The organism is Treponema sp. J25, assembly GCF_004343725.1.
Lineage (GTDB): Bacteria > Spirochaetota > Spirochaetia > Treponematales > Breznakiellaceae > J25.
In genome coordinates, this window is record NZ_PTQW01000005.1 from 1 (window position 1) to 24,144 (window position 24,144).

At 50.8% G+C, this 24,144-nt stretch carries 19 protein-coding genes and 3 tRNA genes; 6 read left to right on the forward strand and 16 right to left on the reverse strand.

Annotated elements, in window-relative coordinates:
• Positions 1–592: 592 nt before the first annotated feature.
• Positions 593–665 (reverse strand) — tRNA-Met (locus C5O22_RS01020).
• A gap of 178 nt (positions 666–843) precedes the next feature.
• On the opposite strand from C5O22_RS01020, the gene C5O22_RS01025 reads away from it, so the two are divergent.
• On the forward strand, positions 844–1,515 hold the full coding sequence (locus C5O22_RS01025; RefSeq protein ID WP_132779299.1) for an HAD family hydrolase: 672 nt from the start codon (positions 844–846) through the stop codon (positions 1,513–1,515).
• Between the two features lie 7 nt (positions 1,516–1,522).
• Positions 1,523–4,909, forward strand: a complete 3,387-nt coding sequence (locus tag C5O22_RS01030) for a SpiroCoCo family coiled-coil protein (protein WP_132779301.1) — start codon at positions 1,523–1,525, stop codon at positions 4,907–4,909.
• Positions 4,910–4,935: 26 nt separating this feature from the next.
• On the opposite strand, the gene C5O22_RS01035 is transcribed toward C5O22_RS01030, so the two are convergent.
• The 6 genes from C5O22_RS01035 to C5O22_RS01060 all read right to left on the reverse strand — a co-directional run bounded on the left by C5O22_RS01035 (position 4,936) and on the right by C5O22_RS01060 (position 10,869).
• Entirely contained in the window at positions 4,936–5,721 is a 786-nt protein-coding gene (locus tag C5O22_RS01035; RefSeq protein WP_243692835.1) for an endonuclease III domain-containing protein, read from the reverse strand.
• Positions 5,722–5,781: 60 nt separating this feature from the next.
• On the reverse strand, positions 5,782–6,255 hold the full coding sequence (ispF, locus tag C5O22_RS01040; RefSeq protein WP_132779303.1) for a 2-C-methyl-D-erythritol 2,4-cyclodiphosphate synthase: 474 nt from the start codon (positions 6,253–6,255) through the stop codon (positions 5,782–5,784).
• Positions 6,252–6,986 (reverse strand): IspD/TarI family cytidylyltransferase, encoded by a 735-nt coding sequence (locus C5O22_RS01045; RefSeq protein ID WP_132779305.1) that lies wholly within the window; start codon positions 6,984–6,986, stop codon positions 6,252–6,254. The genes ispF and C5O22_RS01045 overlap by 4 nt, the downstream gene beginning before the upstream one ends.
• Positions 6,987–6,991: 5 nt before the next feature.
• On the reverse strand, positions 6,992–7,489 hold the full coding sequence (locus C5O22_RS01050) for a CarD family transcriptional regulator (RefSeq protein ID WP_132779307.1): 498 nt from the start codon (positions 7,487–7,489) through the stop codon (positions 6,992–6,994).
• A 184-nt stretch (positions 7,490–7,673) separates the two neighbouring features.
• Complete coding sequence (locus tag C5O22_RS01055) at positions 7,674–9,452, reverse strand: peptide ABC transporter substrate-binding protein (protein WP_243692836.1); 1,779 nt, start codon at positions 9,450–9,452, stop codon at positions 7,674–7,676.
• Position 9,453: 1 nt separating this feature from the next.
• Positions 9,454–10,869 (reverse strand): TP0584 family protein, encoded by a 1,416-nt coding sequence (locus C5O22_RS01060; protein WP_132779309.1) that lies wholly within the window; start codon positions 10,867–10,869, stop codon positions 9,454–9,456.
• A 154-nt stretch (positions 10,870–11,023) separates the two neighbouring features.
• On the opposite strand from C5O22_RS01060, the gene C5O22_RS01065 reads away from it, so the two are divergent.
• The 3 genes from C5O22_RS01065 to C5O22_RS01075 all read left to right on the forward strand — a co-directional run bounded on the left by C5O22_RS01065 (position 11,024) and on the right by C5O22_RS01075 (position 13,993).
• Positions 11,024–11,830 carry a hypothetical protein gene (locus C5O22_RS01065; RefSeq protein ID WP_132779311.1) on the forward strand — a complete coding sequence of 269 codons (807 nt, stop codon included), beginning with the start codon at positions 11,024–11,026 and terminating at the stop codon, positions 11,828–11,830.
• A gap of 90 nt (positions 11,831–11,920) precedes the next feature.
• Positions 11,921–13,285 carry a DUF8086 family protein gene (locus C5O22_RS01070; RefSeq protein WP_132779313.1) on the forward strand — a complete coding sequence of 455 codons (1,365 nt, stop codon included), beginning with the start codon at positions 11,921–11,923 and terminating at the stop codon, positions 13,283–13,285.
• The gene (locus C5O22_RS01075) at positions 13,286–13,993 is read left to right on the forward strand and encodes a hypothetical protein (protein ID WP_132779315.1); all 708 of its coding nucleotides are present in this window, start codon (positions 13,286–13,288) and stop codon (positions 13,991–13,993) included. It abuts the gene before it with no gap.
• Between the two features lie 131 nt (positions 13,994–14,124).
• Here C5O22_RS01075 and C5O22_RS01080 read toward each other — a convergent pair whose 3' ends face one another.
• From C5O22_RS01080 to C5O22_RS01110, 7 genes are all read right to left on the reverse strand, one after another.
• Positions 14,125–14,355 carry a glutaredoxin family protein gene (locus tag C5O22_RS01080; RefSeq protein ID WP_132779318.1) on the reverse strand — a complete coding sequence of 77 codons (231 nt, stop codon included), beginning with the start codon at positions 14,353–14,355 and terminating at the stop codon, positions 14,125–14,127.
• A gap of 120 nt (positions 14,356–14,475) precedes the next feature.
• The gene (locus C5O22_RS01085; RefSeq protein WP_132779320.1) at positions 14,476–15,798 is read right to left on the reverse strand and encodes a hypothetical protein; all 1,323 of its coding nucleotides are present in this window, start codon (positions 15,796–15,798) and stop codon (positions 14,476–14,478) included.
• A gap of 3 nt (positions 15,799–15,801) precedes the next feature.
• Positions 15,802–16,908 (reverse strand): LacI family DNA-binding transcriptional regulator, encoded by a 1,107-nt coding sequence (locus tag C5O22_RS01090; RefSeq protein WP_132779322.1) that lies wholly within the window; start codon positions 16,906–16,908, stop codon positions 15,802–15,804.
• Between the two features lie 9 nt (positions 16,909–16,917).
• Complete coding sequence (locus C5O22_RS01095; RefSeq protein ID WP_243692837.1) at positions 16,918–18,846, reverse strand: alpha-amylase family protein; 1,929 nt, start codon at positions 18,844–18,846, stop codon at positions 16,918–16,920.
• 10 nt (positions 18,847–18,856) lie between these two features.
• Positions 18,857–19,714 (reverse strand): carbohydrate ABC transporter permease, encoded by an 858-nt coding sequence (locus C5O22_RS01100; RefSeq protein WP_132779326.1) that lies wholly within the window; start codon positions 19,712–19,714, stop codon positions 18,857–18,859.
• Complete coding sequence (locus C5O22_RS01105; protein WP_132779329.1) at positions 19,711–20,631, reverse strand: carbohydrate ABC transporter permease; 921 nt, start codon at positions 20,629–20,631, stop codon at positions 19,711–19,713. The genes C5O22_RS01100 and C5O22_RS01105 overlap by 4 nt, the downstream gene beginning before the upstream one ends.
• Positions 20,632–20,836: 205 nt before the next feature.
• Positions 20,837–22,090, reverse strand: coding sequence for an ABC transporter substrate-binding protein (locus C5O22_RS01110; RefSeq protein ID WP_132779332.1), 1,254 nt, complete (start codon positions 22,088–22,090; stop codon positions 20,837–20,839).
• 257 nt (positions 22,091–22,347) lie between these two features.
• On the opposite strand from C5O22_RS01110, the gene C5O22_RS01115 reads away from it, so the two are divergent.
• Positions 22,348–23,496, forward strand: a complete 1,149-nt coding sequence (locus tag C5O22_RS01115) for a sigma-54-dependent transcriptional regulator (RefSeq protein WP_132779335.1) — start codon at positions 22,348–22,350, stop codon at positions 23,494–23,496.
• Between the two features lie 176 nt (positions 23,497–23,672).
• On the opposite strand, the gene C5O22_RS01120 is transcribed toward C5O22_RS01115, so the two are convergent.
• Both C5O22_RS01120 and C5O22_RS01125 read right to left on the reverse strand, forming a co-directional pair.
• A tRNA-Pro gene (locus C5O22_RS01120) sits at positions 23,673–23,745 on the reverse strand.
• Between the two features lie 50 nt (positions 23,746–23,795).
• Positions 23,796–23,869: transfer RNA gene (locus tag C5O22_RS01125), tRNA-Asp, on the reverse strand.
• Positions 23,870–24,144 lie beyond the last annotated feature (275 nt).

The following is a 24,144-nucleotide window of genomic DNA, read 5'->3' on the forward strand; positions in this document are numbered from 1 at the left end:
GTTAGAGAAGAGGGCCTTGTAGCCGCGGTCGTGGTGGTCTGGCATAGGAAAACCATAGCACAGGGATGGTGGGAAGGCAAGGCTGGAAGGGGAATTTGGGTGCAGTGGGGTGGTATGGAGAGGGGCCTAAAAACCTGGCGCTATTGCGGGGTAACCCGGAAAGGGGCCAAAAGACGCCCGCTGTGGCCTGGTGGGAGCAGCCCCCACCCGCAAAAAACTCCCGGCGGGGCTTAGAGGGCGCCAGAACCGGGTAAGATTGGCTAAAGGGGCCCTGAGAAGGGCCCCGCCGGGGGTGAGCCCGGAGTGGGGGGAGCGCCTGATCGCCTGAGCCGGGGGCTCTGGGGTAGTGGGCCGGGCTGGAAGCCCGGCCGGGGAGGGGCTGTGGAAGCGGCGAAGGAAGCAGGCGCGAGGGGGGAGCCGCGGCGGCTGATGTGGCAGTCTGGTGCGGGCTAAGCCGAAGGGGGGGCGGTGCGGTGCTCCCCCTTTTCAGGTCTGGTTGTTTCTATTTTTTGCAGGAAAGAGCGAGCGGGCCAGGTGCGGATTCCTGGTCTTAAAAGTAAAAAAGCCCCCTTTCGGGAGCTTTTTGTGTGTTTAGCAGGGGCAGGACTCGAACCTGCGACCTCCGGGTTATGAGCCCGACGAGCTGCCAACTGCTCTACCCTGCGTCGTATGCTGAACAAAATATAAGAAAATTACTAAAAAGAGTCAAGGGGAGCCAGGGCCCGATCTAAAAGTGTACGAAGCCCCTTTTTTGTTAGGGTAAAGCTTTGGTCCTGCTTCTCTTCTTCATAAAAAATACTTTTCTGATGGACAGGACAAGCCTTTCCATAGTATAAAGATACAGTGGAGCATCATACATCTTTACAAGCGGTGGCTTTTGATCTTGATGGTACCCTGTATCCCAATGGGGCACTGTATGTTCGTCTCATCCCTTTTATTACCCGGCATTTTCGGCTTTTGCAAGCCATGGGGAAAGCCCGGGAAGCGCTGCGGCAACGAGGGAAGGTGGATCGGTTTTACGAGACCCAGGCCCAGCTGATGGCTTCTTATTTGGAAGAGGAGCCCCAGAAGGTATACGAGAGAACGGAACGTCTGATTTATCGGGGATGGGAACCCCTTTTTAAGCACATTCGGCCCTTTCCGTATGTGCGGGAAACCCTGGTGGCGTTTAAAAAAGGGGGCTTGAAATTGGGGTTGTTATCCGATTTTCCTCCGGTACAAAAACTGCAGTATTTAGGCCTGTATGATTATTTTGATGTGATTCTCTGTTCCGAGGAGGTAGGAGCCTTGAAACCCGACCCTTTTCCTTTTCAGATTCTGGCGGAACGATTAGGCTGTTCTCCGCAGCAGATCTTGTATGTGGGGAACAGTGTGGCCTATGATGTACGGGGGGCGCAAAGGGCAGGGTTCTCTTCGGCCCTCATTGATCGAAGGTGGTGGGGCTTTTCCCGTTCCTGTGGAGCCCAGTTTATCTTTAGGGACTATCGTCAATTGCGTAGTTATGTGCTAAGGTAGTAGACAAATGTTATTCACCGTAGGAAACCTATTAACCCTGGGAATCGTTCTCATACTTATGGTCCTCTTCCGGCAGCTGGACCGAAACAACCGCTCCCTTGATAAGGTACGGAAGTACGGGGAACGGCTTAAGGAAGAACTGGCCGCTTTTGTGGCTCAGCGGGAAGCGGCGGTAAAGGATTACGCGGTAGAACTGGATGTGCAGCAGCGGGCTGCGAAGGAACTGCTGAAGCGCCTCGTGATCACCGAAGAGGAACTCGCGGCGAAGGCCGAGGCGGTGGCCCGGATTGATGAACGGATCGCCGGTTATGACGCATCCCTGGATGAACTTATCAAGATGACTGCCCGGGTTCAAGAGAATCTGAACCGCATCAAAGAAGAAGCCTCCTTCACTGAATCGGTGTATAAGCGTATTGGTGATGCCAAGCATCAACTGGATCAGATTCAAAAGGAGTTACAGGATCTGGTGCAACAGTTTGAGCGGGAAAACATGGCCGCCCTGGAACGGGTGGAAGAAACCATGGTGGCCAGTATCAGGACAACCCTGGCGGATGTGCAGACCACCGCGGAGACGCTGGAACAAAAGGTGGAAGACCATCGGGAAGCGATCCTTTCCATAGAAAAAAAACGGGCCGAAACGCTGGAACGGGATCAGCAGCGTATCGAATCTATGCTTAGACAGGCCCTGGAACAGGCAGAACGGGCCGCCGATACCCTGGAAGAGCAGGCCTTTGCGAAACTTAAAGAACAGGCCCTGGAACGGGTACGGAAATTCCAGGCCGCGGTGGAAGAAAAACTGCTCCAGTACCAGGAAGCCACCAAGACCCGACTGGCTGAGGTCCAGGGGATGATCCGGACCTTTAAGGACGAATGGAAAGAGGATGCGGCCGACCTGGAAGCAAAACAACGGACTGCCCGGGATGCCTGGAAAAAAGAAATGCAGGATCTTTCCGAGATTGCCCGGCAGCAACAGGAAAGCTGGAAGCAAAACATGCAACAGCTTTCGGCCCTGGCAAAGCAACAGAAAGAAGAGTGGAAAGAGGAATTGGCCAAGGGGCTCACAGAAGTTCGTGCTATTCACGCTGAAATAAAACAGGGAACCGAACAGATTAAACGGGAAACGGCCCAACAATTGGCGGGCCTCCGGGAAGAGCTTGCCCAGACCCATCGCCATGCTCTGGATGAGACAAACCAGCTTGTCAGCGAGTTGCGTAAGGCCGTACATGGTTCAACCCAGGAAAATCGGACGATGGTAGAAAGCCTGCTTGCCGAGTTCCAGCAAAAGACCCAGCAAACGATTCAGCAGAACCTTGAACAGGTGGAGGGTCTCCTGGAGGGGCTTCGTAAAAAAACGGAGGGAGCCGTTCAGGAGAATACCCGACAGGTGGAACAGCTCTTGGCAGAACTCCAGCAAAAAGCGGAGGCCCTTGCCCATCAAAATCTACAGGATATGGACCAACGGCTGCGGGAATACCAGGAAATTTTCCTTGCCCAGTTTGAAAAACTCCAGGCAAGCAGTGCCGAGGTAGAACGCCTGGAAGGGGAACTGCGGAAATTTATGGCCCAGACGGAAGGTCGGGTATTGCAAGATTTTGCTCAGTTTGAGCAAAAATCAGAGGCCCGCCGGCAAGAAACCCTTGCGCAGTTTGATGCGGCGGTAACCCAATTCAAAGGCCAGGTAGCAGAACTTGAACAGGAACTGGCCACCCTTAAGAGTAAGGCCTACGAAAATGTGTCTGAAAAATTGCAGGTCTTTGAGGACGATTTCTTTGCGGACCTGGCCAACCGCAGTCGGGCCATCGATAGTCGCCTTGCCGAATGGGAAGAAAAAATTGCGGCCGACCTATTGGCCATGGGAGAAGAAGGGCGAAAAGAGCGGCAAGAATTGGAGAACCAGTATACCGAGTACTACAAGAATCGTCTTGCAGAACAATCGAATCGGCTCCAGGAAGAGTTGGAACGCCTTAAACAACAGGCCGCAGCCTTTGAAGAAGGAATCCGGGAACAGATGGCTCAGGCTGATCAGTCCCTGCTTGCCTTTAAGGAACAGATGGCCCGGGACCTTGCGGAGGCCCGGGAGGCGGCAGCGGCGACCACCAAGGCCGAAATTGGGCGGCACAACCTTGCCATGACGGAGCTTCTTAAGACCACTCAGCGCGACATAGAGCAGAACCTGAAGAATCTCGAAAAGGATGTCCAGGAGCGCCTTGCGGCCCTTACCAGCGAGATTGAAAAAGAAGGCACCCAGTTGTCCGAATGGCAACTGCGCTTTAATAAGCAATTGCGGGACCTGGAGGCCATGGTTGAAGAGGCCCGCAAGCGTTCCCGGGAACTCCTTGCAGAAAGCGACGAGCGGCTTACGTCGGTCCGTTCTACCATTCAAGAGGCCCAGGAAGAGGCGGAACGGTATCAGAAAGAGCTTTTAGGGCGGACCGAAGAGCAGGTTAAGGGTCTGGGAGCGCTCCTTAAAGAAATGGACCGGCAGTTCAAGGATTTTGTGGAGCAGACCAAGCTCTTTGGAAAGGCGGAGGAACTGAAGCAAAGCCTGGAACAGCAGCTTGAGGACTTCCGGGTTGAATTGGATAAGCTGGACCAGCGGAAAGCAGAGGCCGCGGAACTGGAAGCCCAGTTTGTCAAGATTAAACGTCTCGAAGATGAAGTGAATGCCAAAATGACCCGGTTCCTGTCGGAGCGGCATCGGATCGAACTTATGGAGAGTGACTTTAAACGGCTGATCCAGACTGCCCAGGCGGTGGACGAAAAACTTGCCCAGGTCACCGCTTCTGATGACACCCTTCAGACTTTACAGGCCCAGCTTCGGCGCTTTGAAGATGCGATCAAAGACACGGAAGAAAAGTACCAGCGCCTGGAGAAGAAAAAACAGATCCTGGATCTTACCACCAGTGGGGTCGATCAGACCTTTGAATCCCTTAAGAACCTGGAAGAGCGGGCCAAGGCTATCGGGGGCGAAACAGAACGTCTTGCCACAGAGCTGTCGAAGGCCCGGCAGAGCATTGATCAGGTGCTTTCCCAGAAGGATCTCGTGCTTACGGTGGTGGACAAGATGGAGCACCTGGATAGCACCCTGGAAGAACTGGAAGCCAGGATCGAAAAACTGCAGACCGCCCGGGAATGGCTTGCCCGAACTGAGACGAGGCTGAATGAACTTACCAAGCAGGCCCAGGATCAGGTAAAACTCATGGGGACCCTGTTAAAGGGAGAAAGTAAACGGGGAAGTGGGGCCCCTAAAGATACGGGGGCCCCCGCGATCAGTGTCCGAGAGTCGGTGGTGCGCCTTGCCCAACAGGGGTGGACGGTGGAAGAAATTGCCCGGTCGGTAAAACTTTCCAAGGGCGAGGTAGAACTGATCCTGGAACTGGAAGGAAATCGGTAGCAAAGAAGAGGGCCGGCGTCTCCTCTTTATCGGGAACGCCTTACCCCGTGACGCTTACACCAGGGGCTAAGGGGGCAGCTACTACAGCGGGGGCTCTGGGGGGTGCAGACCCGCTGGCCAAAAAGGACAAGGAGTCGGTTGATCTCTTTCCAATACGTCCGGGGAAGGATGTGGCGGAGTATTTTCTCCGTTTCGTCGGGGGTTCGAGAAGAAAGGACCCCGAGGCGATTGCAGATTCGATGCACATGGGTATCCACACAGATAGCATCTTGCTCAAAGGCTTCGATGAGCACCAAATTCGCGGTTTTGCGACCGACCCCTGGTAAAGCAAGGAGTTCCTCCAGACTAGCAGGTACGAGGCCCCCATGGTGATGTACCAGAATCTGGGCAATACGTATGAGTGTCCGGGCCTTGGTGCGGTAGAAACCCGCCGGATAGAGCAGTTTTGCCACTTTTTCGATGGTTGTTGTATCGGCCAGAGGGGGTGGGGGCGCTTCTGCGCTTTTCTGTGGATCTGGTCCTTCTCTCTTTTTTGGGTTCCCTGCGGCGGTAACCAGAGCGTGCGGTGAAGGGAAAACCTCAAGAAATCGTCGAGCCACCGTGATGGTTACCTCATCTCGGGTGCGAAGACTGATGAGCGTAGCCACCAGCACCGCCCAGGGATCGGCTTTCTCTTGTTTTCGAAGGGCTGTTACGGAAGGATCGGTAGGACCGGAGGTTTCCTGCTGTTCTTTCCACATTCGCAGGGCCCTGAATGTCTCGTCCCACGGTAGGGGGGCAAAAGGTTGTTCGTCCTTTCTTAGTTGATCCATCTCTGTATCCACTGCTACAACTCAACCCCTGGCCCTGCGGAGGAAAGCTTACGGGGGACTCTATTTTTCTAAAAGACAGACTACCAGGGCCTCTACCGCATCGCCTGCTCCGATAGCATCGAGTTTTTCGTTGGTCTTGCCTTTTATAAAAACCGAGTTTACAGGAATACCCAAAACCGTGGCAAGAGAAGAGCGGATGGAATCCCGGTAGGGAAGAATTTTGGGTTTTTCGCAGGTTACTACCCCATCGATATTGAGAATTCGCCAGCCCTCTTTTTGTACTTTTCCCCAGGCCGTCTTTAGGAGTTCCATTGAATTAGCATCTTTCCAGCGTTCCTGAGTGGGGGGAAACAATTCTCCAATATCCCCGAGACCTGCTGCCCCTAACAGGGCGTCGGTAAGCGCATGGGCAAGGACATCCCCGTCGGAGTGGCCTAATTCACCCCGGTCGCTGGGAATTGCTATGCCCCCTACCAGAAAGGGGCGACCCGGCACAAGCCGGTGTACATCCTTGCCTAGTCCGATCCGTATCATGGCAGGTCCTCCGGAAAGGTGATCTTACGGTTAAGGGCAGACCCCGGGACGGTAGCAACGGGTCCCACAAAGGCGCCCCAGACTTCCGCGTCATCGGTAAATTCCCGATGGTGGTGTAGTTCTTCCTCTGCGGCCTGTTCGTGGGCCCGAAGAATTTCGGGGAACGCAAACCCCTGGGGCGTCTGGGCGGTAACCACCGCAGCCCGTCGCAGGTGCTGGAGAATGTGTCCTTCCTCATCAATTATTTTGGGGGTTTCCACCAGGGGCATCACCGGAATAACCGCTGGATGGGTTTCCAGGGCGGTAAGAACCGAACGGACCAGTTCTTCCGGAACCCAGGGACGGGCCCCATCATGGATGAGCACATGAGATGGGCTATAAGTTTCTAGTAAGGAAAGGGCATGGTGTACCGATTGTCGCCGATTCGAACCGCCGGGAACAAAAACTATTTCTGGTCCCTGGGTTTGTGAAAATAATCGAGCGGGAAGGGCTTTCCGCGCCGCCGCCTCTCCATCTTCGGCTCGGGGAGGAACCGTAATGACGATGGTTCGTACCTGGGGGAGCGCAGCAAAAACCACCACCGCCGCTCCCAATACGGTAAGGGGCTCCCCCTTCTCATCTACCACGTCGGGACTGAGGACCCGATATTCCTTTTTTATCCCCCCCATGCGACGAGAGGCTCCCGCGGCGGTTACCACCACCGCCACCGATTGGACTGGGCTGGTCACCATGGAGCCTACGATTCAAGCCGTTCGTGGATAAGGCTTTCTACCTCTTCTCGGCTTTTCCCCAGGGAAAAACTGATCTCATCTTCCAGGAGTTTTCGAGCCGATTCGTAGAGCTTGCGTTCAAGGATGGGGAGTTCTTTTACCTTGCTTCGATGATAGAGGGAACGAACAATGGTTGCAATATCGATGACGCTGCCCTTTTTAAGAAGGTCCAGGTTCATCTGGTACCGCAGCTTCCAATCCGACGGGATAGGATCAAATTCCTGACTGATAAGTTCAAGAGCCCGAAGGGCCTCTTCCTGGGGGACAATAGGACGAATCCCCAGATCCTCCGCCTTTGCCACGGGCACCATCACCGTCATATCCGAGACTTCCAGGTAAATCACATAGTAGGGAACCTTTTCCCCCTTGAACAACTTTTCCTGGATAGCCACGATCTTGCCAACCCCCTGGCTGGGGTACACAACCTTTTGTTCTACCGAAAAGGTTACTGCCTGCTCACTCATTGGTTACAGTATATCAGAAAAGGCTTCCTTAGGGAATAGACCTTGGCCGAAAGGACCGCTGGGGCAGTCCTTCTCCGAGGGTAGATTTAGTGATTAGAAAAGGAGGAAATTCATAGAATTCCCTTTAGGCCCTTCCGTTTCTCGCTGTCTCTCCTTATTATCATTGAGATGATAGTTCTGTTTTTTACAATACCTTCCGATTTTTCCCTCGGGGTTCCCTTTCCAGAGGGATATTCCCTTTCGCAACTCCTGGTAAAGCTTTGGTGGCAGAATACCGAAGGTACTTAAAAGGATGAATATCAAGAGGATTGGGATACCAGCCTTCAATCTCGTTCATGTCGATGACATTGAGGGCCGGCGGATGGGAAATAGGCAGTACCACCGCCCGCTGCAAAAGGAGTTCCTCTGCCTGGGCAAGCACCTTCCAGCGCTCCTCCCCTTCCAGGATGAGGGATTTATTCATCAGGTCCTCAAAATCTCCATCGGAAAGGGATGCGTCGTTCAGATTGGATTCCCGTTGCCACAGGTGTAAAAAGGTATAGGGATCCGCAAAATCCCCAATCCAGGTAGTGGCTCCTATCACATAGGATTCTTCTTTTAGAGCATCGTAGTATCGCTGGGAAGGAATTTCCCGGATTCTTACCTGGGCCGTAAGTTCTTTTTCCCAGGCTTCTTTCATTAAGGTGGCAATTCGACGGCTTTCTTGAAAGGCCGTAATGAGAATGGTAATAGGAGGAAGGGGCTTTTCTTTGCCAAACCCTGCTTCGGTAAGCAGAGCCCGGGCCTTTTCCGGGTTAGTCTCGGAAAGGGCCGTCACCTTCGGATAGCCGGGGATGGGGAAAATAAGGGTTTCCGCCGGAAGGTAGTAGGGTTTCCGTACCTCTGCCCAGGGAATGGTAAGAGCCAGGGCCTGGCGCACCCGGTAATCGTTCCAGGGGGCTTCCTTTGATTTTATAAAATAGTAATTAGTAGCAAACAGGGCGTTTACGACAATTCCACTGCGATCCTGGAGTTTTTCTAAATCCACGTCTCCTGCAATCCAGCGGGCCCTACCGGTATTCCAGAACTGGGCCGCCTCTTGCGCATCGTCGGTAAATCGGATGGTTAGTTTTTTCAGGGCCACCCGCCTTGCATCCCAGTAGAGTTCGTTTTTGGCAAGGGTAAGCACGGAATTTTCCTGGCTTACGATGTAAAAAGGTCCATTTGAAATAGGAACCCGCTTTGACCAATCCTTTTCCTGGATCATCCGGGGATGGATGGGACTAAAGGCATGATGACAGAGCATGCTGGGAAGATAGGATGCGGGGTGTTCCAATTTTAGAACAAGGGTCCGATCGTCCGGTGTTTGAATACCTACCTGGGTCCGGTCGGAAATGGTTCCCAGCCGGTACTGACGGGCGCCCGCTATACAATCAAAGAGGGATGCATAGGGCGAATTCCGTTGGGGTTCTATCAAGGAAAGCCAGGCATCTCGGAAGTCCCCGGAACGGACAGGGTCACCGTTCCAGTATTTGGCTCCTTCGCGGATAGTAAAGGTCCAGGTTTTCTTATCCTCTGAGACTTCCCAGCGAGCGGCAAGGGCTGGTACGGGTTCCATGGTGAGGGGGTGATACGAGAACAGCCCTTCATACAGGGCCGTGAAGATCTGGGCCTCTTGCGCAGTATAGGATCGGCGGGGATCAAGTTCCAGAGAATTGTTGTTCATCACCACCGTAAGTTCTGAAAGATCTGTCGGTGTAGGACGACTTTCTGCGTAGGGTTCCGTTTTTTCTGGTTCTGTCATCTCTGGCCCAGGAAGACTTTCTGCGGGGGCCGTTTCTTTGTTTTTTTCTGTAATTGTGTCAGAAGAACGATCGATGGTGTCAGTTTTTGTTTCCGGAATTCCCGAACACCCTATGATGATACCGATGATGAGGATGGCCCCTGTGGCCCTTATACCATGCCGTCGTTCTATTTTTTTCATGCTATTCATCCTTTATTCCAAGTTTCTTAAGCTGTTCCATCTCTTCTTTTTGAGCGATGTATTCATGGCGCTTCTGGTTTGCCTTTACGATGCTGTTTTTTAATGCCGAAAGCTCCGGCTTTATTCCCCGAATTCGATCCCGGTTTTCTTTGTGGACCGAACGTTTGAAAAACTCATCCAGCGCGTTCAGAGTACGATGGGAACTCTGAAGTTCTTCAATGAGTTTCGTGAGAGTATTTAAGAGGGATTCTTCGGTGGCTTCTTCAATTTTTTTTAGCACCGAAGAACCCCGGGTGGAAAGTCCCGTAAGATAGCGGCTCTTCCGTTCAAGCTCAACACAAAATTGAGTAAAGTTAAGTTGTTCTGTCCGTTTAGTTCCCAACACGGGGTCAAGATACTCCACTTCGTAATAAAGGGGCTCCGCGTCCTTGTTCAGCATCTGTTGGATCAATTTTTTAAGTTTATACCAGAACCCCTTCTTTTCACTTTCGAGGATACTACTGTTTTCTTGGATTTTTACTATCACGTCGGTAAAGGTAAAGGAAAGGGTCCCCAGAATCTTAAAGGCCTCTATTAACAAATTCTTATTCGAAACGGTGGTCTTAGTCGGTTTAGGTTTTTCTTCAGGCACCGCAAGCCCTTTAAGAATTTCTTCTTTTAGACGAGGTCCCTCGGCGGCATAATTTTCCCGGAGGATCTCTTCCACCAGTTCGGGATAAAAGGGACGATCCGTAATAGTTTCTGCAAATTTTCGCTTTATGGTGTGGAGGGTTTCCTCTTTCTGGGTGAACACGGTGCTTGCGTCAAGGGACATTTGATCCAGAAGACGGATGCGAATATCCAGTTTGTACGATTCTCGATGGTAGTCCGTAATTTCTTTAAGGATACGGAAAATTTCCCGGGAAGAACGATCCAGGACCTGGAGCGCATCGGCCACAAGACCAATAGAAAGTTGATCGTTACCACCCCGTACCAGGGCGATGATTTCTGCCAGGGCCCTTGTATTGATATAGGGTGAATTAACGGAAAACTGGGACCAGTTAAAGTATTTTACGAGTTGTAAAATCCGTTTAATTCGTTCCAGGGTGAGAAATTCAACGCTGTACTGATAAAAATTGACAAGAAAATCCAATTGGCTGTCATAGGCAGAAAGGCGAATGCTCATCTCCTCCATCCGCTCACTTTCGGTAAAGGGCCCTTCGGGGGGAATTTCCAGTTCCCCTATCTTTGCATCATGTTTGTAGGGGTCTTCATGGATAAGCCCTTTTTTAAGGAGCACCTGGTATAGCCCCTGAAACGCGGTGTGGAGGATCTTGAACTCTTCTTTCAGTTTGGGCATTTCCTGACGATCAAGCCATTCTTTTCGACGATCCAGGGCATCGGTGAGTTTTTCCTGGAAGGCAAGGGCATCACTCATATAAAAAAGTATGGCCTATTTTAACGATTAAAGCAACCAGGGAAGAAAGGAGCCCCAACGCAACAAGTGCTTTAAGAAAGAGGTACTTCCAAGCAAAAATCGTTGCAAGGAGGGCGTTCCCAAGCAAAAAGCGCAAAACAGTTCTTATGTAGGTATGATGATAAAAATTAGATATTGTGGGTGGTATGGGTTGATAGCCTCGCTCTGGCTTATATTTGCAGCCTGTCCCCTTGTATCGAATCAGGAGAAAACCCTGGAGATAGCCTTTCCTCTGCTTCCCGCGGCATGGCAGGAAACCCTGGGAAACGCTGCCTGGTGTGTCCAGTGGATGAACCGCGAAGGGAAACGGGAAAGCCTTAGCTTCCCGGTGGGAACCGCCACCGCAACCATCCCCTGGGATTTTTCCTGGGGAACGCCCCTCTGGGCCTATCCCTATTGGCCAGATCGCTCTATACCTGCCGGGATGGTGCATCCGGCGGGGGCCATTTTCCCTCTAGAGCTAGAGCTTTCTAGCGGTCGCATCGTACTAAGCTGGCCTGGTGGGGTAGCGGCCACGTTGTATGAGGCCCTCCTTCGTTATGGTATGGGAGTATCGTATCGACCGGAATGCTTCAATTGGCCCCGCTTTTGCGAGCTTTTATCTGAGTATCTTTCCGGGGGAGTGATTGGAGACCCCTGGAATGTGGATTGGGAAGCGGTGGCTCAAAAAACAGTCCGCTCTGGTTTTACCTCCCGCTATCTCAAGGAAGCTCCCTCAGAAAGAAGGGCCCTTTCTCTTCCACCCGATGTTCCGCCAGCCCGGTGGGTTTCTGATTCTCCTTTTGGCTTGTCCCTTTTTTTAGTTCCCGGCGCTTCCTCTGAAATTTCCTGTTACCCCTGGGTAGACAGGCTTTTGTCTCCCTATGGTATACTAAACTATTCCCAACAAGGATTGGTGTATTGTTCTCTTCCGGTATTTTAAGGAAAGATATTCAAGGCTTTAGTCCCCAAGGTAGGGCTTTGGGGTTTATTGACCGGGGAGATGTGTTGGGTAGTAGGGGGAGTGGAAAACATGAAATTCAAAAACCGGCACAGTAAAAACTCTGCTTTATTTCTGGGGCTCGTAGCGGTCCTGGCGGTATGTGTTTCCTGTAAGAAGGAAATGCCCTCTGAGTCAGGTAGTTCTGGAGTCCTTCCAAACAATCCAAAAAAAGGACCCGCCCTTATTGTTTCCCCCCATGAGCGGCCCTACTGGTTTACCTTTTCTTCGATGAAAGATACCCCAGCCCGGGTGCTTTCCCTTGTTTCTTCTCCAGAAGGGTCAGAGGCTCCGCCCCTTGTGCCATGGCCCAGTGCCGTGCGGATAACCGAAATAGGGGGAGCTCTCTTTGAAGGAACCCCTTCGGCGGGGAGCGCAGCGGAAGGGTTACCAGAGGAAGGAGCCGCCTTGAGCCACAAGAAAGATGCCCAGGAGGTGCTTTTCTGCCCCCTTAATACCTGGGGGATCATCCTCTTTCAACAGGAAGTTCAGGGAGATCGACTCTGGATTTTTCCGTTACCGCTTTCTTTTGAGTCTAAAACAGGTCCTTTTACCATAGGGCCCCTGTTTCCCCTTTATGGTCATATGGCCTTTTCGGTGTATCGGGATATTTTTTTTCAGGAGCTTTCTTCCTCACCACTCCCAAGCACCCTCTGGTATTACGATGAAGTAGGCTCTGAATTTCAACCATTATCCCTGGAAGGGCTGGTGCCCAACATGCAGGAGTTCCCCTCTTCTTGTGAAATAGAATCGGTTAGCCCGGGGAACGATGGCCGCTGGTATGTCCGGGCCCTTGCTCCTAACGCAAGCAATACTGCCGGGACTCTTTCTCGAGGAACAACGGCTTCCTCTCAGAACAAAGGAGATACAGAGAAAAATCCCCAGGCCAGTCCCATCGGGCGGTTGTATTTTTCTCTTGAACAACCAGGAAAGGGGCGGGCCCATCCTGTTTCTGTGGGCGTCTATTATGAAAAAACCAGACCCCACAATTCCGATCAGCTTTCCCCCCTCTTGCGACAGGTGGTACAGGCCTTACCATACCGTCCTAAGGGAATCCTGAGGCTTTTTCGAGAGACCCCGCGGAGTAGCGGGTCTTATTATCTTGCTGTCTCTGAAACTTCCCTTGACGAAGCCGACACCTATTATTGGGGATACGAAGGTGCTAATAGGGCTATCATCATTGATAGCCAGGGAAGGGGAGCCATGGGGTTGATGGGGAAAGAAAAAAATCTCGCCTCTTCTTTTGTGGTAAAAGAAATTACCCTGCCGCCTCTCCCTTCGTCTTTTGTATATACCGGCGTAGGGCTCTTGAAAAACTGGATTCTTGCTAGTTGGGAAGAGCAGGATGCCTATCTTGTTGGGGCAGCAGGAATACTTCTTTTGTGGTATAATGAATGAATGATGAGACGAAAAAACGATAAAGAAAAAACACTGTTGTTCCTCATACTGGGGTTTTTCGTGATGAAAGGGCAGGGCTTCCTCTGGTCTATTCCTCTGGAATGGACCGTGAGTGGCGCTCTTTTAGCCATTCTAGAAGACAATGGCCTTGCATCGGACCCCATGCCCCTTTGTCCTATGCCGGGAGTACGGATAAGCACCCCTCTTACCCCCTGGGTTGAGGGCGTTGTATCCTGTGATATCTATGGCACCTATTACGGTTATTCGGATAGTCTCCAGCGTCCTATCCCGGTGGCTATTGAAAATCGATCTGCCCTGGTGGTGGGAGCCCTGGTGGGAATAGGTCCTCAATTTCGTATTCCCATTGCTTCGCCTCCCTTTGCCCTTCCTGGACCCTGGACACTCTCCTTCTTTGTAGGCCCCGTGGTGGAAGTGAGAGCCTCTTTCCTTGCCTCCGGTCTTGAAGGTGCCGATGCAGCGGATGCGCAGGAAGAAATTAACCGTATGAGCAGTTATTTCTGGTCTTCCGGTCGCTGGCTTTCTTTTTCACTGGGAGGCAGTTTGTTTTTTTTGCCCCTTGGGTCCTATCAACTAGGCCTCTCTCTTACAAGCTGGCTTCCCTTGTATCGTATCTGGACCGATTATAATCAACCCTTTGTAGAGGGGTGGAAAGTAGCCTTCGGTTTTCTTATTCGAAAAAATCCATAACAGCTTATCCTTTTTTACCTTAAGATTTTATTTTTTATTTGGTAGTTGTGTGTGGGGGGGGAGAGCCTTTCCTAGGCTCCCCCCTTAATGTGCCGCTCCTCAATCGCCGTAACCAGGAAATAATTGTTCATCTACCGGGCAAGGGCTCGGTCAATTTCGGCCTTGTTAAAGCCCACGATTATCCTGCCATTAATGTCCACCACCGGAACACCCATCTGGCCAGATTTGCGAACCATTTCCTCTGCCCGGCGGGGGTCCCGGCCCACATCATAATCGGTGAAGGGGACTCCTTTTTGTTTTAAATAGTTTTTTACCATTACACAGTAGGGGCAACTCTGGGTAGAATATACTTGTACGGTCATAGACTCCTCCATTCGATTATTGTTACATATAAAAAATAATATATATGAAACGTAAACGTCAAGACCTTTGTTATCTAAAGACCTGGGAAATTTTCTGGATAAGGTCTGCCTCTCTATTGTTTAGCCCCCCAAAGGAATGCGTACAAGGTTGATCTGCTGGCCCCGATAACGGTTTAAAAAATCGGTATACGAGGTCTCTGCGGCACTCTCAAAAAGGGCCACCGAAAAGGTTCCCTCGGGGGTAAAAAACGGAATAAGTACTACCACATGGTAGTATCGACGTAAGGGAGGTTTCCCTGGCTGAACCGTGCTTATGGTTCCCAGATAAGAATAGGTGGGTTCTTCTACTGCCAGGGTATAGAGAAGCGCCGTAAGCCCTTCTATGGGGAATCCTACGTTTTTAAGATACCCTGGATAAGGACGGTGTTCTCCCGGTAATCCCTGGGGATGGGCCAAACTTGCCAGGGGATTCTTCTGGACCTCCACGGTTTCGAGGGTAACCCGTTGGTTCTGCTGAAGCACTTCCTGCGCCGCTATTGCCAGGTTGCGGGTCCAATCAAGGCCAAAAAAGGGATCGAGGATTGTTTCATAGGGTTCGGTAAAGGAAGAACCGCGAGTATAGGGCGGTTTTTTCAATGGTTCTATTTCCAATCCTCTTCCCCGACGGGCATATATGAATCTGTCCACCACCCATTTTGCAAAACCAGAACAATTAAGCCCCCAGTTTTCTCCCTGAGGGAGTCCTGTATGTATAAATACGGGGCGCCCCTCTTCATCAAGGGCCCCATCATCGGCGTAGCGCAGGGAGGGAAGGTCCCTTCGTATCTCTTCTATGAATGTTCGCTGGGCTTGATAAAGGGCGGGTTCTATAGAAATAAAAGAAGAAAGGTCCGCTGTGCCTGGCTGGTTTAGAATGGTGTGCAGGGGGAGCGTAAAAAAAGAATTCCACGGGAGTCCCATAGGACGTTCATACCATCGATACGCCCCATATATCACAAAATCTACTACCGTGTTTGACCCCTGAGATGCGGCTCTAAAATCCAGGTACACCCGAGGATCCGAGCGGGGATAAAAGCGAAAGGCCCGGATTTCCCCTTGTGGCCATGAACGGTATACAATCCATGACCCTTGACTCCATTCCGGATAGGTGTTTCCCCGAAGTCGGGAAATAAAAATAAGCAGAAAATTCCCTTCCCGTTTTGAACGAACCTGAACAAGGTTGCCCGAAAGAAGGCGGTATATCTGGGGTTTTCGAGATACTACCTGGCGGGGGCTTTCCAGAATCCAATCCTGGTACAGGGCCTTCCTCAGAAGACCATCATCGGCAATCTCAGATAGTTCTAGATCCTGCGGGAACAGAAACAATGGGAAACAGAGGCCTATGAGAAGGGCGCCCAGTATATGAGATGGCTGTATTCTGGCCGTGATAAACGTAACCTTCATATATCATACATATCGGCGCTGTTTATCCATTCCTGCAGGACTCCTGTTGCCAGGAGGAGGGGGAGCGCTGGAACCGCCCTGGCGCAGAGTTGCGGGCAACACGATATCCTGACCGGGTAAGCCCCGGATAAGCTTGACCGCGAGGGAAGCTGCCGCATAGCCCTTGTCATACCCACTCTGATATATAGTAGTGAGGGGTGGTTCCAATAGACGGGAAAACCGAATTCCATCAAAACCTACCACGGTGATATCCTCCGGTATCCTTAGACCTTTCTTTTTTATCGCCCCATAGGCTCCCAGGGCAAGGACATCCGCAAAACATACTAGGGCGGTGGGGCCTGGCTGTTCTTCAAGGATTTTTTCTGTCACCCCCGAAGCCGAATCCATGTCGGCGTCCACCAAACACAAGCTAATACCTGGATCCTCGGGCTCCAGTCCCCATTCTCTAAGAGCCCGGTATGCCCCCTGAAGCCGGAGATCCAGAATCCGGGACCGACGAGCCGTAGGTGCATCCACTATGGCCTCGTGAAGGTTTTTAATGCTGAGGATGGTGATTCGCCGATGTCCAAGTTCAAGTATATGACGAAGTAACTGGTAGCCCGCTTCCTCATCATGTATCCCTACCTGGACTGAACCGGAAAGGCCTGCGCCGTCAATGATCACAAAAGGGAGATTTCGCTTACGAATAATAGATAGCACTTCGTGATCGGGCCCAATTCCAATGGTCATAATGGCATCGACTAAGGCAGTTCGGACTGTATGGGTTAATAGGCCCTTAACAGGGGGCAGAATCGTGAGGGAGAGATCTTCTCCATGACAGACAGCGCCAATGCCTTCGAGGAGTTCTACAATGTATGGGTTTTTAAAGGCTTCCTGAATAGGGTCGGGTAATAAAAGCCCAATGGAACCGACCTGTTTGGTGGCAAGGGTTCGGGCGAGCGGATCAGGGACGTACTCGAGTTCTTCCGCCACCTGGAGCACCCTCTGGCGGGTTGCGTCGGTAATCTTCCAGGGACTATTGAAGGCAAAGGAAACGGTCGCCTTGGATACCCCCGCCCGTTCAGCGATATCTTTGATGGTAACCCGTTGTTTGTGTTTTTTTTCGGTCATAGAACTATCTTAGCAATTCAAAGACTTAGTCGAAAGTATCCATAATAGTTCACAGGCCCTGAGATCAAGAGCTTCCTGGGCCATAACAAGATTCCCTGTTAAAAGATCAACCCCGTTACACCCTGCCAGGATCTGCTGTATCTTATCTGCCGGAATTTGTACGAGGAATTCTGAAAAATTCCCCATAACCGTAAGAAGGTTCCCCCGGTCCTGTTTGTGAAAAATCAATACCGAGGGATGCCCCGAATCGGCCACCGTTAAAGATGGGACTGAAAAAATCCTATGTTCTTTGCGAATCCGAGCCATATTCTGCAAGGCGGTAAACACCCTTCCTTCCACAGTGGCCAGGTTATGACGCCTTTCATAGGCCTGTTGAGACCAGAGGGGACGATGTACCCACCGGCTGTCCCGGCTTTCCCGGGGGTTCTCTACATATTCATAGCGATTCAAGGTTGCCCATTCATCGCCCAGATATATGAGGGGGATACCTCCGGCAGAAAAAACTATGCCATAGAGCAGTAAGAGACGGCGGATGGCCCGATCAAGGTCTGCACCGCTCCCTTCCTCAAGGGCCTGTTCAATGCCGGCGAGGGATGCGGCGGTCCCGCAGATACGGCGGTCCCCCGTTATGGGATTATACTGAAAGCTTACCCCCCTACTGAAACTGCCGGGAAATTCGCCCATGTAAAAGGCATTCAAAAAATTCCGGTGATCCCTTCCTTTAATGCCGAGTTCTGCCGCATCTTCATCTGCGAAGGTCCAGCCGATGTCATCATGGCAGCGCACGTAGTTCACCCAACTGCAGCCCACCGGCAAGTGATGTCGTTTCCTCAAGGAGTGGGCCAAAAGGCGCACTTCCTTAGTCGCCGCGGCTTCCCAAAGTTCCGCCATTAATAAGGGATTGTAGGAAAGCTGGCATTCCCGCAGGTCTATGTATTGTTCGATATCATCGGGATGCACAATAGCCTCCGATTTAAAAAGAAGGGAAGGGCAGACCAGCCGGGCCGCACACTGAAAGGCCCGGATAAGGATGTGGGCTTCTTCCAGGTTTTCACAGGAAGTCCCGGCCTTTTTCCAGATAAAAGCTACCGCATCCAGTCGAAGAATAGCGATTCCTGCGTTGGCAAGGAAAAGCATTTCCTGTACCATGGCATTAAAAACCGCAGGATTGGTGTAATTCAGGTCCCACTGGTAGGAATGAAAGGTGGTCCATACCCATTTTTTCATTGCTTCGCAATAGGTAAAGGATCCTCGGCGTACCTCGGGGAAAATATCTCGAAGGTAAGGCTGGTACCGCTGGGTTTCTCCGTAATCAGAAAAAGTCCAGTAGTAGTCTTGATACTCCCGGTCGCCCTTCTTTGCCCGCTGGGCCCATTCATGTTCGTCCGAAGTATGGTTGAACACAAAATCTGCCACCAGGGCTATCCCTTCATCTGAAAGCTTTTGAGCAAGATTCTTAAGGTCCTCCAGGGTCCCCAATTTGGGATCCACTTCTCTATAGCTTGAAACCGCATACCCCCCGTCATTTTCTTCTGCGGGGCATTTAAAGAAGGGCATGAGGTGCAAATAGGTAATGCCAAGCTCTTTTAAATAGGGAATCCGGGACTCCATGCCTTGCAGGGTTCCCGCAAAACGATCCACGTAGGCCACGGCCCCTACCATCTGGTTTGATAAAAACCATCCCGATTCGGGTGGGTACTTCCTATCTCGTTCCTTAAGGTACTCGGGACGTTCCAGATATGCCTGAAAAAGGTTGGCAATGATAGTTTCGAGTTGAAAGGCAAAGTCTGGTCGATGTCCATAGAGGCGCCACAGGAGCTCTGCAAAACGCTGGAATTCCTGTTCGAGACGGTCGGCAAATTCGTTCCATCCGGGGGACTGTGAAAGCCCCCGTCGATCTAAATGATCAAGACACTGGGTATACAAATGATGCCACATAAGTTCCATCTTATTTTATCGACCCTGCAATCATGCCTTTTACAATGTATTTTTGCGCAAAAAGGAAAAATACAATAACCGGAACCATGGCCAGCAGAATAGCGGTCAGAATAAGATCCCACTGTTTTACGAAGGCCCCCGCAAAATTAGAAACCGCAATGGGAATGGTCATGATTCTATTCCCCTTGCCAAGTACCAGAAGGGGTAAGAGGTAATCGTTCCAGATCCAGATGCCGTTGAGCACCATGACGGTTGCCTGGATGGGGGTAAGGATAGGGAAAATAATCTCGTAGAAAATCTGGGCCCTGTGGCAGCCATCAATGGTCGCCGCTTCTTCGAGTTCGAGGGGTATGGTTTTTATGAAACCGTGGAACATGAATATCGAAAGGGAACACCCAAAGCCCAGATAACTTAAGACGATTCCCTGGTAGGTCCGGAGGAGGGGGATGCCAGTGATCTGGGTCACGCTTCTGAACCAGGAAAGCAGGGGAAACATAACAATCTGAAAGGGGATCACCATGGATGCCACAAACAGAAAGAAAATCGTATTGGATGTTTTGTTTTTCGTGCGAACCAGGGCCCATCCTGCCTGGGCAGATAAAATATTCAAGAGGATGAGCGAAAGGGCGGTAATGATGGCGCTTGATAACAGAGAAGAAGGGTACCGAACCGATTCGCTGGTCCAGATTTTGATGACATTATCGATCAGGTTTCCCCAACGTTGGGGCCAGTCGAGGGGTACGTTGGTTACTTCAAAGGCGGTTTTAGCGGAGTTGATAAGCACCAGGTAAAAGGGAAACACAAAGAGCACAAACAGAAAAGCCGTGATGAGTTCGGCAATGAGGAGGGGAAATTTCTTGCCTTTCATAGTTCAATTTCCTTTCTTTTGTTTACATATACCTGGATAATCGAAATGATAGCCAGGACGATAAAAAACACCACCGCCCGGGCCTGTCCTTCCGCAAGCTTGTTCGATATGAAGGCAGTGTTGTAGATGTTCAGCGCTAAAAGTTCTGTTCCCAGAATAGGCTTTCCCAGGAGCATGGTAGAAGGTCCCCCGCTGGTTAAGGAAACATTCACGTCGAATTGTTTAAAGGAATTTACCAGGGTCAAAAAGAGGGTTACCGTAAATGCCTGGGCCGCCATGGGAAGGGTAATTGCCTTTAGGCGCATCCACGCATTGGCCCCATCGATTTTTGCTGCTTCGTGGAGTTCTACCGGCACGTTTTCAATAGCTGCGATGTAAATCATCATGATGTACCCCGCGTATTGCCAGGTCCCCACAATCACCATGGCGACCAGGGCTGAAGTGTTCTTGCTGAGCATGAGATTGTCCGGTTCTGCAAGGAAGGCGAGGGCGGGCATAAATTTCCCCAGGGAAGGGATGGCGTTATTAAAAATAAACTGCCAGATGTAGCCCAGAATAAGACCCCCAATTAAGTTGGGGATGAAAAAAGCCACACGATACAGGTGTTTGAAACGGAGTTCACTGGTCACCAGCAGGGCAAGCGAAAAGGCCACCACATTGATGACCACCATGTTCATAAGTGTATAGGCGAGGGTAATCCCAAACGAATACAGAAAGGAGGGATCGGTAAAACTCTGCACAAAATTAGCCAGGCCTACCCATCGCAGGCCTCCATCAGCCTTTGCCGAAGAAGACCAGTTGGTAAAGGCATAAAAGGATCCCAAGAAAAAGGGAATCACCATTACCATAAGAAAGGCAAAGAGAACAGGAATAAGAAATAACCAGAATACCAGGGCGTTTTCGGTATGTTTCTTCATGGGTATACCTCGTAGGTTAAAAAGCCCCTTGCATCGGAGACGCAAGGGACCAGGACGCTTACTGCTTCAGGGCCCAGGGACAACGATCCTTGTCCCTGAAGGGTGATACTGTGTTACGGCCTAACCGGGGAAAAAGAAGGTAAAACCGGAGCTGGAAACCCCTTGTGTTGATTAACCTGCTCTCCCCCGTCCTGGGTTTATTATTTTATTTTTTTGCGTTATCTTTGAAGGCCTTTGCCATAAGGTCGATAAACTGGGCCTTCGTAATCTGTCCTGCCGCAAATTGATTATATATGGGAGCAAGCACCTTGTCCCGGAAATCCCCGGAGAAATAATACTGATTCCAGGAATACACCTTGCCAGCGGCGGACCATTCCTGGACAGACCTGGAAAGTTGTCCTTCGGGCTGGAGATCGATTCCCGAGAAGGCGGGAATCATCAGGGCTTCCTTTACCATGTAGTTGTGCCCTTCGGGGGTGGTAACAAGGTCGTTCAGGAATTTCTTAGCCAGTTCGACGTTCTTCGAGTCCTTATAGATGGCGTAGAAAGAAGGGGCAGCCACAAAAATACCATCGGTAACTTTTTCCATAGAACCATGGGGCGCAAAGGCCATCTTAAAGGTGGCGTTGGCCGCCTTCATGTTTGGATCTACCCAGTTGCCCTGATGGAGGAAAGCGGCTTTGCCGGTAGCAAAGGCTCCTACCTGGGCATCGTAGTTTCCTGTTAAAAGGATGGTTTTGTCGGCGTATTTAAAGAGCAACTCTACCCAATCGGCATATTCCTTAAGCCGTTGCATGTCCACGTTGCCTGCTAAAAGGTCGTTTACTACGGAAAGATCCCCATAGGGCAGTCCATTAGAAAGGAGACTGTTAAAGTTATGATGGGCCGTTACCCATCCCATTTCGATGGATGCCGCCATAGAAACCACCGAGGTAATTCCTAACTCCTTTTTCATGGAGTCCAGTTTCGCAAAGGCCTTACGATAGCCTTCCAGATTTACCAGGGTTTTAGGATCGATACCGGCTTTGGCGAGCATGTCCGCATTATAGGCCATGCCCCAGCCTTCTACTGCTACGGGGAACCCATAAACTTTCCCGTTGTATTTAAAGGCCACCGAGGTCTTAGAAACCCAGGGTTCGTTGGAAAGATCCAGGATGGCGTTTTCCCATTCTTTGTAGGATTCTAGACCATCGAAAGCAAAAATATCGGGCATGTCTCCTGCGGCGTAATCGGCCTTAAGTTGCGGCCCCATGCCGCCGGAGGTCCCTCCGATGGATTTGATGGTCACTTGAACCCCATTTTTTTCTCCCCATACCTTCGCATAGGCCTTTAATTGGGTATCGATTTCTGGTTTATTCTGCATGAGGGTGAGCTTCTTGGGCTCCGACGCGGGTTTCCCGCAGGACATAAGAGCGGCTACTACCAGAAGGGTAGCCCCTACCAACATGATTCGTTTCATGGTTTTTCCTCCTAAAACCTCTTACGTTTAACCGGTTTATTTAACCGGTTAAATAAAGGGTAGCACACTTTTTTATTTTGTCAAGGAAAAAATGCTCTATTTTTTGTGCTTTTTTATCGAAAAGATATATATCCCATAACGGCAGTAGTTCATCTCGGCTTTGCTTCTTTCCTTTCTTGAAAAAAAGTGGTCACCCCTTTGTTAACCACCTTCTTCTATATAAAGAAAGGAACCGCAAGTATTTGCACGAGGCGGTCATGGATCGAGTGGTATATGTGGATGAAAAGAAAGAGGCTATCCAAGAACTTTCTTTTGCGCTGCAGGATACCTACGAAGTAATTCCTTGCCTAAATCCACGAGAAACGGTTTCGCTCATCAAAAAATACAATCCCAAAGCGGTGCTGTTAGAAATAGCTCTTCGAGGATATAGCGGATTCCAGGTTCTCGAGGATCTTCAGAAACTTCCCCATCCCTTGCCGGCAATGGTGATCTCGGAACACATCGATCCCCTATTTGTAGTTCGGGCCCTTAAAACAGGAGCCCAGGATTACCTTTCACGACCATACACTATCAGCATGCTTACCCATCGACTGAAGCGGCTCATTGCATCGTCTGCCCCTAAAAACCTCGAGAAAGGCGAAGGCTATGTAAAACGACCTTTATCTATTCATAAAGGCTCTTTTTTTATTGGGACATCTCCCTTTATTCAACAGGTTCGTGAGTTAGTGCGTTTTTATGCTGATAGTCACTATCCGGTGCTCATTCAAGGGGAAAGCGGAACCGGTAAGGACCTGGTAGCCCGGATGCTCCATTTTTCTTCATATCGAGCCCACGGCCCCTACGAAGTTCGAAATGTAGGTGCCATACCTCTTTCTCTTCTGGAAAGTGAGTTATTCGGTTGTGAGGTCGGAGCCTTTACCGATGCCCGCCAGCGGAAGGGGTGTTTTGAACTGGCTCACAATGGAACCCTTTTCCTTGACGAAATCGGTAATGCCAGCGATAGCTTGCAGGCAGCGCTGTTAAGGGTGATAGAAGATGGAGAGGTGCGCCGTCTTGGAAGTACCACGAGCATCTTTGTGAATACCCGGATTATCTGCGCTACGAACAAAGACCTGGGAGAATTAGTAAAAAAAGGAAAGTTCCGAGATGACCTCCGCTATCGCATCGCTCATCTTGTTATTTCGCTTCCCCCTCTCCGCAAACGAAAAGAGGATATTCCTCTGTTGGTAGAATATTTTTTAAGAAATTCAGCCTTCCCCGATGCAAGTATTTCGAGTAAGGCCCTTTCTTTCCTTCAAGATTACCATTGGCCAGGGAATGTGCGGCAACTTCGGGCTTGTCTGGAACGGGCCCTCCTTCTCTGTCAGGGGACCCATATAGAGGTGGGACATATCAGCTTTGAGTAAAAGGTAGTATCCTGGAGCTTTTTTTTTCGGGCTGGTGGGATTTCCCTCCGGGCATCCGGTTCCTCCGGCTGCCCTGCGGGCCGCGGGAGCCTCCTGGCGGCTCCCGTCCTGGGAGCCTTACCTCGCATCCGCTCGGCGGAGGCTCCCGATCAAATCCCCCCAGCCTTCTAACCTTTTCGGGCTGGTGGGATTTGAACCCACGGCCTCTTGGTCCCGAACCAAGCGCGCTAGCCCCTGCGCTACAACCCGATACTGGATAGAAAAATGGGCTGCTTCGATAGTCCGAAACAGCCCTTTCACGGGAGCGACGGGGCTTGAACCCGCGATCTCCGGCTTGACAGGCCAGCGCGATAACCAGCTTCGCTACGCCCCCGTAACGGGCATGACTATAGCGAACTATATAAAACTTGTCAAGGCCCTGCACTGGGGTATCTTTTTTCTTCCCCGAAGGAAACGAAAAATAAAAACTAAAATCTGGCAAGAAAATTTCTCTCTAAGTTCTTATGATTTTTAGCCGCCAGGGAAAAGAAATCAAAATTGAGGAAAAGTCAAATAAAAAAGTTGTCCCCTATCGTCCTAATTATTACTTTTTTAGTATAGTATTTGTGGTGGGGGCCCTGAAACCTGGGAATAGAGAAAGGGAAATAA